This window comes from Bradyrhizobium sp., from assembly GCF_049691595.1.
Lineage (GTDB): Bacteria > Pseudomonadota > Alphaproteobacteria > Rhizobiales > Xanthobacteraceae > Bradyrhizobium.
The window spans coordinates 1-7,165 of the sequence record NZ_JBAVNZ010000052.1 but is presented as its reverse complement, the minus strand read 5'-3'; the positions used below and the strand labels follow the sequence as shown (position 1 = coordinate 7,165).

The 7,165-nt window shown below is 64.5% G+C and carries 6 protein-coding genes; 3 read left to right on the top strand and 3 right to left on the bottom strand.

Going from position 1 to position 7,165, the window contains the following annotated elements:
* Positions 1-124 precede the first annotated feature (124 nt).
* Positions 125-1,093 (top strand): peptidyl-alpha-hydroxyglycine alpha-amidating lyase family protein, encoded by a 969-nt coding sequence (locus tag WCE35_RS02220; RefSeq protein ID WP_424591706.1) that lies wholly within the window; start codon positions 125-127, stop codon positions 1,091-1,093.
* Between the two features lie 769 nt (positions 1,094-1,862).
* On the opposite strand, the gene WCE35_RS02215 is transcribed toward WCE35_RS02220, so the two are convergent.
* Positions 1,863-3,692 carry an aminopeptidase P family protein gene (locus WCE35_RS02215; RefSeq protein WP_424591705.1) on the bottom strand — a complete coding sequence of 610 codons (1,830 nt, stop codon included), beginning with the start codon at positions 3,690-3,692 and terminating at the stop codon, positions 1,863-1,865.
* Positions 3,693-3,886: 194 nt separating this feature from the next.
* On the opposite strand from WCE35_RS02215, the gene WCE35_RS02210 reads away from it, so the two are divergent.
* A complete protein-coding gene (locus tag WCE35_RS02210; protein ID WP_424591704.1) occupies positions 3,887-4,063 on the top strand; it encodes a hypothetical protein in 177 nt (58 codons plus the stop codon).
* 11 nt (positions 4,064-4,074) lie between these two features.
* On the opposite strand, the gene WCE35_RS02205 is transcribed toward WCE35_RS02210, so the two are convergent.
* Complete coding sequence (locus WCE35_RS02205) at positions 4,075-4,965, bottom strand: 50S ribosomal protein L11 methyltransferase (protein ID WP_424591703.1); 891 nt, start codon at positions 4,963-4,965, stop codon at positions 4,075-4,077.
* A 197-nt stretch (positions 4,966-5,162) separates the two neighbouring features.
* Between WCE35_RS02205 and WCE35_RS02200 the strand changes: the two genes are divergently transcribed.
* Positions 5,163-5,327: a Flp family type IVb pilin gene (locus WCE35_RS02200; protein ID WP_424591702.1), complete on the top strand. Its 165-nt coding sequence runs from the start codon at positions 5,163-5,165 to the stop codon at positions 5,325-5,327.
* A 305-nt stretch (positions 5,328-5,632) separates the two neighbouring features.
* Here WCE35_RS02200 and WCE35_RS02195 read toward each other — a convergent pair.
* Positions 5,633-7,165: phytoene desaturase family protein (locus WCE35_RS02195; RefSeq protein WP_424591701.1), on the bottom strand; the 1,533-nt coding region annotated here is incomplete at its 5' end.

Below are 7,165 nucleotides of genomic sequence, written 5' to 3'. Positions count from 1 at the left end.
CATCAGAGAATCCATAACCACGATCGAGAGTGTGGATTCCGGGCCTGCGCCTCAGGTCGGCAATTGCCGACCCAAGGCGCATCCCGGAATGACAGCCGGAACAACTTTTATGGGGGAACCACACATGCCGACCATTCTCGGCTCGGGCGAGCACCGCTACCGCGTGGTGGAGAACTGGGCCAGGCTGCCGGACGGCTGGTCACTCACCGACGTCGCCTCCGTCGCGGTCGACAGCCGGGACCGCATCTATGTCTTCAATCGCGGCACCCATCCGATGGTGGTGCTCGACCGTGCGGGCAACTTCATCACAAGCTGGGGCGAAGGCCTGTTCAGCCGCGCACACGGGCTGCACATCGACAGCGACGACCATCTCTACTGCACCGATGACGGCGACCATACCGTGCGCAAGTGCACGACCGACGGCAAGGTGCTCTTGACGATCGGCATCCCGAACAAACCCGCGCCGTTCATGAGCGGCGAGCCGTTTCACCGCTGCACCCATACCGCGCTGTCGCCGAAGGGCGAGATCTATGTCTCCGACGGCTACGGCAACGCCTGCGTCCACAAATACACGCCGGACGGAAAGTTGATGAAAACCTGGGGCGAGCCCGGCGCCGATCCCGGCCAGTTCAACATCGTGCACAACATTGCGACCGACACGGACGGGTGGGTTTATGTGGCCGACCGCGAAAACCACCGCGTCCAGGTGTTCGACGGCAACGGCAAATACGAGACCCAGTGGAACAATCTGCACCGGCCCTGCGCGCTGCATTGCTGCGGCGGCAAGCACCCGAATTTCATCATCGGCGAGCTCGGCCCCGGCATGCCCGTCAACCGCAAGGTGCCGAATCTCGGCCCGCGCCTCTCCATCGTCGATTCAAAGGGCAAGCGGATCGCGCGGCTCGGCGGCGAGAACGGTCCGGGCCTGGAGACCGGAAAATTCCTCGCGCCGCACGGCATCGCGCTGGACTCCAGGGGCGACATCTATGTCGGCGAGGTCGGGGTCACCGACTGGAAGACCAGCTTTCCGGACACGCCGATGCCCGAAGCGGTGAAGGTGGTCCGCTGCCTGCAGAAGCTGGAGAAGATTTAGCGTCCGGCGGCATTGCGAGGAACGATAGCGACGAAGCTATCCATTCTTGCCTTGCGGCCATATGGATTGCTTCGCGGAGCCTGTCATCGGGCGGCGCTTTGCGCCGACCCGTTGGCTAAGAAGAAACTGGAAGCTAAGTTACTGATTTTATTGGTTCCGGAAAAACGTGAAATCCACTCCGCGGTTCGTTGTTTCATCCACCAGGGTCGGCCGTCAGGTCGGTACAGAACTCGCAATGACGACGCGAATTCGTAGGGTAAGCAAAGGCGCGCTTGCGCCGTGCCCACCGTCTTTCTTTCCGTCCGCGCAAGAAATGGTGGGCACGCGCAAGGGCGCTTTGCCCCACCCTACGGCTCAACGATCATCTCGATTCTTGCGCCACACTCGATTTCGGCGACGGCCCAATTCGGATTCGCACGCTCGTTGACACCGTGATTTATGGAGACCTCGCGCCGGGGGGCAGGGCATAGCCATCTTGCGGGTCGCGCGATGCTGGAGCAGTGCCGCTGATTTGCCCGACGTGTCAAATGTTTTCGCGCCATCGCACAAGGCATCATGCCAGCAACGGCTCCTTTGCATGGGGTTGTTTTCCATATTTTGAGGCTGGAAGCCAAGTTACTGATTTTACTGGTTACGGAAAAACGTGAAATCCACCCCCGCGGTTCGTTGTTTCATCCACCAGGGTCGGCCGTCAGCTCGGTACAGAACTCGCAATGACGGTTTCAATCCCCGGCGGGGCATGACGTTGTCATTGGTGAGTGGAGCTGCTTCACCGCAGCGCCGCCGTCGCCTGATCCAGCCACAGTTTGGTGGCCTCCTCATCGAGTTGCGGGCGTACCTCGAGGTTGACGCGGGCGTGGTAGTCGTTCAGCCATTTGAGTTCCGCCGAACTCAACATCGTCACATCGATCAGGCGGCGGTCGATCGGCGCCAGGGTCAGCGTCTCGAATGCGTTGAGCGGTTTTTCCGCGCCGGCAATCTCGGTGCCGACCACCAGCTCGAGATTTTCGATCCGGATGCCATAGGCGTCGGTCTTGTAATAGCCGGGCTCGTTGGAAAGGATCATGCCGCGCTTCAGCGGCGTGGTGCCGAGCCTGGAGATGCGCGCCGGCCCTTCATGCACCGAAAGATAGCTGCCGACGCCGTGGCCGGTGCCGTGCTCGAAATCGATGCCGGCCTGCCACAAAAATTGCCGTGCCAGCGTGTCGAGCTGTGCGCCGGTGGTGCCGTCGGGGAAGATCGCGCGGGCGATCGCGATATGTCCGCGCAGCACGCGGGTGAAGCGGTCGCGCATTTCGTCGCTCGGCTCGCCGATCGCGATGGTGCGGGTGACGTCGGTGGTGCCGTCCTGATATTGCGCGCCGGAATCGACCAGCAGGAGATCGCCGGGCGCAATCCGCCGGTTGCTCCTGCGGGTGACGCGATAATGCACGATGGCGCCGTTCGGCCCGGTTCCGGCGATGGTCGGGAATGACACATCCTTCAGCGCGCCGGTCTGGCGACGAAAGGTCTCCAGCGCCTCGACGGTGTCGATTTCCGTAAGCCGTCCCGACGGCGCCTCGCGATCGATCCAGGCGAGGAAACGCGTCAGCGCCACGGCGTCGCGCCGGTGGGCGGTGCGCGTGCCCTCGATCTCGGTTGTGTTCTTCACCGCCTTCAGGAGACTGACGGGATCATTGCCGCGCACGGCCTTGCCACCGGCCTCGCCGATCAGGCGGCCCAGCGCGTCGGCCGCGGTCGCGTGATCCAGCGCGATCGAGGCGCCGCGCCGGGCAAGCTCGGTGAGTTTCGGGGCCAACGCGCCCGGCTCTTCGACATCGGCCGACTGTTCGAGATGGTCGCGCGTGGCGTTCGACAGTTTGCGGGCATCGATGAACACCGTCGGCCGCCCGTCCTTTGGCACCAGTGCATAGGACAATGGCAGCGGCGTATGCGAGACGTCGGCGCCGCGGATGTTGAAGCTCCAGGCCACCGCATGCGAATCCGACAGCACCAGCGCATCGACGCCGAGCTTGTCGATCTCGAGCCGGATGCGCCCGAGCTTTTCGGCCTCGGCTTCGCCGGAAAATTGCAGGCCGTGAATCGTGACCGGCCCGAGCGGCGGCGGCGGGCGTTCGGTCCAGATCGAATCAACCGGGTTTGAGTCGACGGCGACCAGCTCCGCGCCCGCCTTGGCGCAGGCAGCCTGCAGCCGTTCCGCTGCCGCCGAAGTATGCAGCCACGGGTCAAATCCGAGGCGGTCGCCGGCGACAAGATGTTTCTCCAGCCAGCCTTCGGGCGGCGGATCGGCCAGCGGCTCGATCTGCCAGGCCTTGCGGTCGACCTGCTTTGCGGCTTGCAGCGTGTAGCGGCCGTCGACGAAAACCACGGCTTCCTGCGTCAGCACGACGGCCAATCCCGCCGATCCGGTGAAGCCGCTCAGCCAGGCGAGCCGCTCTTCGCAGCGGGCGACATATTCATTTTGTTGCTGATCGGCGCGGGGAATCACGAATCCCGTCAGTTTCCGCCGTGCCATTTCCTCACGGAACGCGGATAGCCGCGCGGTCAGCGCCACGCCGCTTTCGGGTTCTTCGAATGTCTGGAAATGGGCTTCGAACATCGCCCGGCCACTCTAGGAGGAGGAGGCTCAGTCCGCAATGCGGCGGGGCTTGCCTCAATTTGGCATAGATTGTGCTTGAATATGGAACCACCTGCGTCAGACGGGATGGAACGTTTAGCCGTCGCTGGCCGTTCATGGTGCGAGATCCGGAGGAACTCCAGGAGTGTTTCAACTCGACGAAGAGGGGACACACGATGCCTGCTTTCACGTTTGAGAAGATTTCGCCGCCGGTTCGTCGCGGCCCGATTCCGCCCATCGTCAAGAAGCAACGCGGCGTCATCGTCCAGATCCTGGATCGTTTCGTCGAGGCGCGCATCAGGCGCGGCCAGCGCGAGGAGCGGGGCGCGATCGCCCGCCGCTCCGAAAGATAATCCAGCCTGGCTCAGCGCGTGTAACGCAGCAGCAGGCTGCTCCAGCCCGCGATCCTGAGATGGCGCAGCGGGACCAGGCCGCGGGCGCGGTAGGCGGCGATCACGCCAGAAACCTGATGCGTCAGCAGACCCGACAGGATCACCAGCGCCGATGGTGCCAGATGCCGCGCCATCGGCGTCGCCAGTTGCCGCAGCGGGTTGGCGAGGATGTTCGCCAGCACCAGATCGAACGGCTTTCGCCGGGCGAATTGCGGCGCCGAAAAGCCGGTGGCGCGGATCGTCTGCACCAGATGTCCGGTTTGGTTCAGGCGGGCGTTTTCGCGGGCGACCTTGACCGACAGCGGATCGATGTCGCTCGCCAGCACCGCGCCATGCAGCGCCCTGGCGGCGGCGATCGCCAGCACGCCGGTGCCGGTGCCGAGATCGAGCACCCTGCGCGGACGATGCGCCTTCAGGACGTGATCGAGCAGCAAGAGGCAGCCGCGGGTGGTGCCGTGGTGGCCGGTGCCGAACGCCAGCGCCGCCTCGATCTCGATGCCGAGCTTGTTGGCCGGCACGCGGCCGCGATGATGCCGGCCGTGGACGATGAAGCGCCCGGCCAGAACCGGGACGAGATCGTCGAGCGTCGTCTTGACCCAGTCCCTCGCCTCGATTGTGTCGAAGGCAATGTCGCGTGCGACGTCATCGCCGGCGGCCAGACGGACGAGCTCGCCGATCGAGGCCTGATCGGGCGGCTCGGCAAAATGCATGGTGATGTGCCACCGCTCGCCCGGCCCCTCGAACGCGGCGATCGCGGCCTCGCCCTCCAACAAGCTTTCGGTGAGCAGGTCGACGACGCGCCTGGCGGCCTGTTCGCTGCCGATGGCGAAGCTGGCGCGATGGGTAGAGGGGGTGGAGGTCATTTTGGAAGCCGGGAGCAGGTGGAGAGGCCGGGCTGGCGTGGCGCCCTTTCGATCAAACTTTAAGAATATTTGCGTCTCAATATCCGGGAAACTTGTCGGCGCGGCGTTTAGCCAGCCTTAGATTTTCTCGGTTAGCTTCAGGGTCGGAACTGAAGCTGGTCCCTCGTTCCGGGGACGCAAACCGGGGTTGAACCACCATGAAATCTCTTGTCCTGAAGTTTTTGAACGACGAATCCGGCGCCACCGCGATCGAGTATGGACTGATCGCAGCCGGAATCGCGCTCGCCATCATCGCCGCCGTCAATGGGCTTGGCACCAACCTTAACAATACCTTTACCTCGATCAACACCTCGCTGAAGTAACCGGAACGCAAGATGCGGTTCCCGGGATCGGGCGCTCCGGCGCGCCCGATCTTTGGCGACGAGGAGGGGGCGGCGGAGCGCGGCGGAAAACCCGTTTTGCGAACGGCGAACGAACTTCGCCGCTCGCCCACAGGCCTATACGCAAGACATACCCGGCTTCTCCACGGCCGATTCACTGCTCGCCCACATCCCAGTTCACAAAATACACCCAGTTTATCCCCAGCTCATACCGGTCGTCCATAACAGGCCTTTCCCCATAGCCGCCCACCGGTTGTCCACAGCCTGTCCACGGGATTGTGCACCGGTCAGCGGCGCGCGAAGGGCGCCCGGTGATCGCCCAGGATCACGCGCGCGGCGTTGTGGCCGGGGGCGCCGGTGACGCCGCCGCCGGGATGGGCGCCGCTTCCGCAATGGTAGAGGCCCTTTAGCGGCCCGCGATAATCGGCGTGGCCGAGCATCGGGCGCGCCGAGAACAATTGATTGAGCGTCAGCGCGCCATGAAAGATGTCGCCGCCGATGAGGCCGAACTGGCGCTCCAGGTCGAGCGGGGACAGAATTTGCCGGCCGATCACGCTCGCCGCGAATCCGGGCGCGTACCTGTCCACCGTCGCGATCATGAGATCGGCGACCTCGTCGCGGTGCGCGTCCCAGGATTGGCCGCCGGGCAATTCCGGCGCGACGTGCTGGCAGAACAGGCTGGCGACATGCTGGCCCGGAGGGCTAAGGGAATCGTCGAGCGTCGAGGGGATCAGCACCTCGACCACGGGCTCGCGGCTCCAGCCATGAGCGCGCGCGTCCTGCCAGGCGCGGTCCATGTAGCCGAGGCTCGGCGCGAGGATGATGCCGGCGGTGAGGTGATCGCCGCCGCCCGGCAGCGCCGTGAACGAGGGCAGGGCGCTCAACGCGACGTTGATGCGAAAGGTGCCGGAGCCGTTGCGCCAGTTCTTGATGCGCTCGCGGAATTCCGGCTTGAGCGCGCCCGCCGGCACCAGCCGCGTGTACAGCAATTTCGGATTGACGCCGGAAGCGACATATTTGGCGCGGACGGTCCTGCCGTCGTCGAGGATGATGCCGACGGCGCGGTCGCCCTCGACCATCACCTCGCGCACGCCGGCGTCGGTTTCGATCTCGGCGCCATGGCCGCGTGCCGCGCGCGCCATCGCTAACGTGATCGCGCCCATGCCGCCGATGGCGTGGCCCCAGACGCCCTTCTTGCCGTTCACCTCGCCAAAGGCATGATGCAGCATCACATAGGCCGAGCCCGCGGCATAGGGGCTCGCGTAATTGCCGACGATGGCGTCGAAGCCGAACAGCGCCTTCACCAGATCGCTTTCGAAGCGTTGATCCAGCATCTCGCCGGCCGAGCGCGTGAACAGGTCGAGCAGTGAGCGCTGCTGCTCCAGCGTCAGCCTGCGCAGGATATTTGCGCTGCCGAGCGCGTTGAACGCTTCGCGGATCGCGCCGACGCCAAAGCCCTCGACGATGTTCGGCGGCGCGCGCAGCACCAATTGCCGCAGCACGTCGGCGATGGCTTCCAGTTCGCGCGAGAAGCCGTCGATGCCGATGGCGTCGCGTTGGCTGAGTTTGGCGACGGATTCTCTCGTGCGGCCTTCGCCGGTCAGCAGATAACTTCCATCGGGCGCTGGCAAGAAATTCTGCGCGCGGCGCTCGACGATCCGCAGGCCGTGCTCGGAAAGCTTCAAATCGAAAATGATCTTCGGGTTGAGCAGGCTGACCGTATAGGCCGCGACCGAATTGCGGAACCCGGGGTGAAATTCCTCGGTGACCGCGGCGCCACCCACCACCTTGCGGCGCTCGACCACTTTCACGCGCAGGCC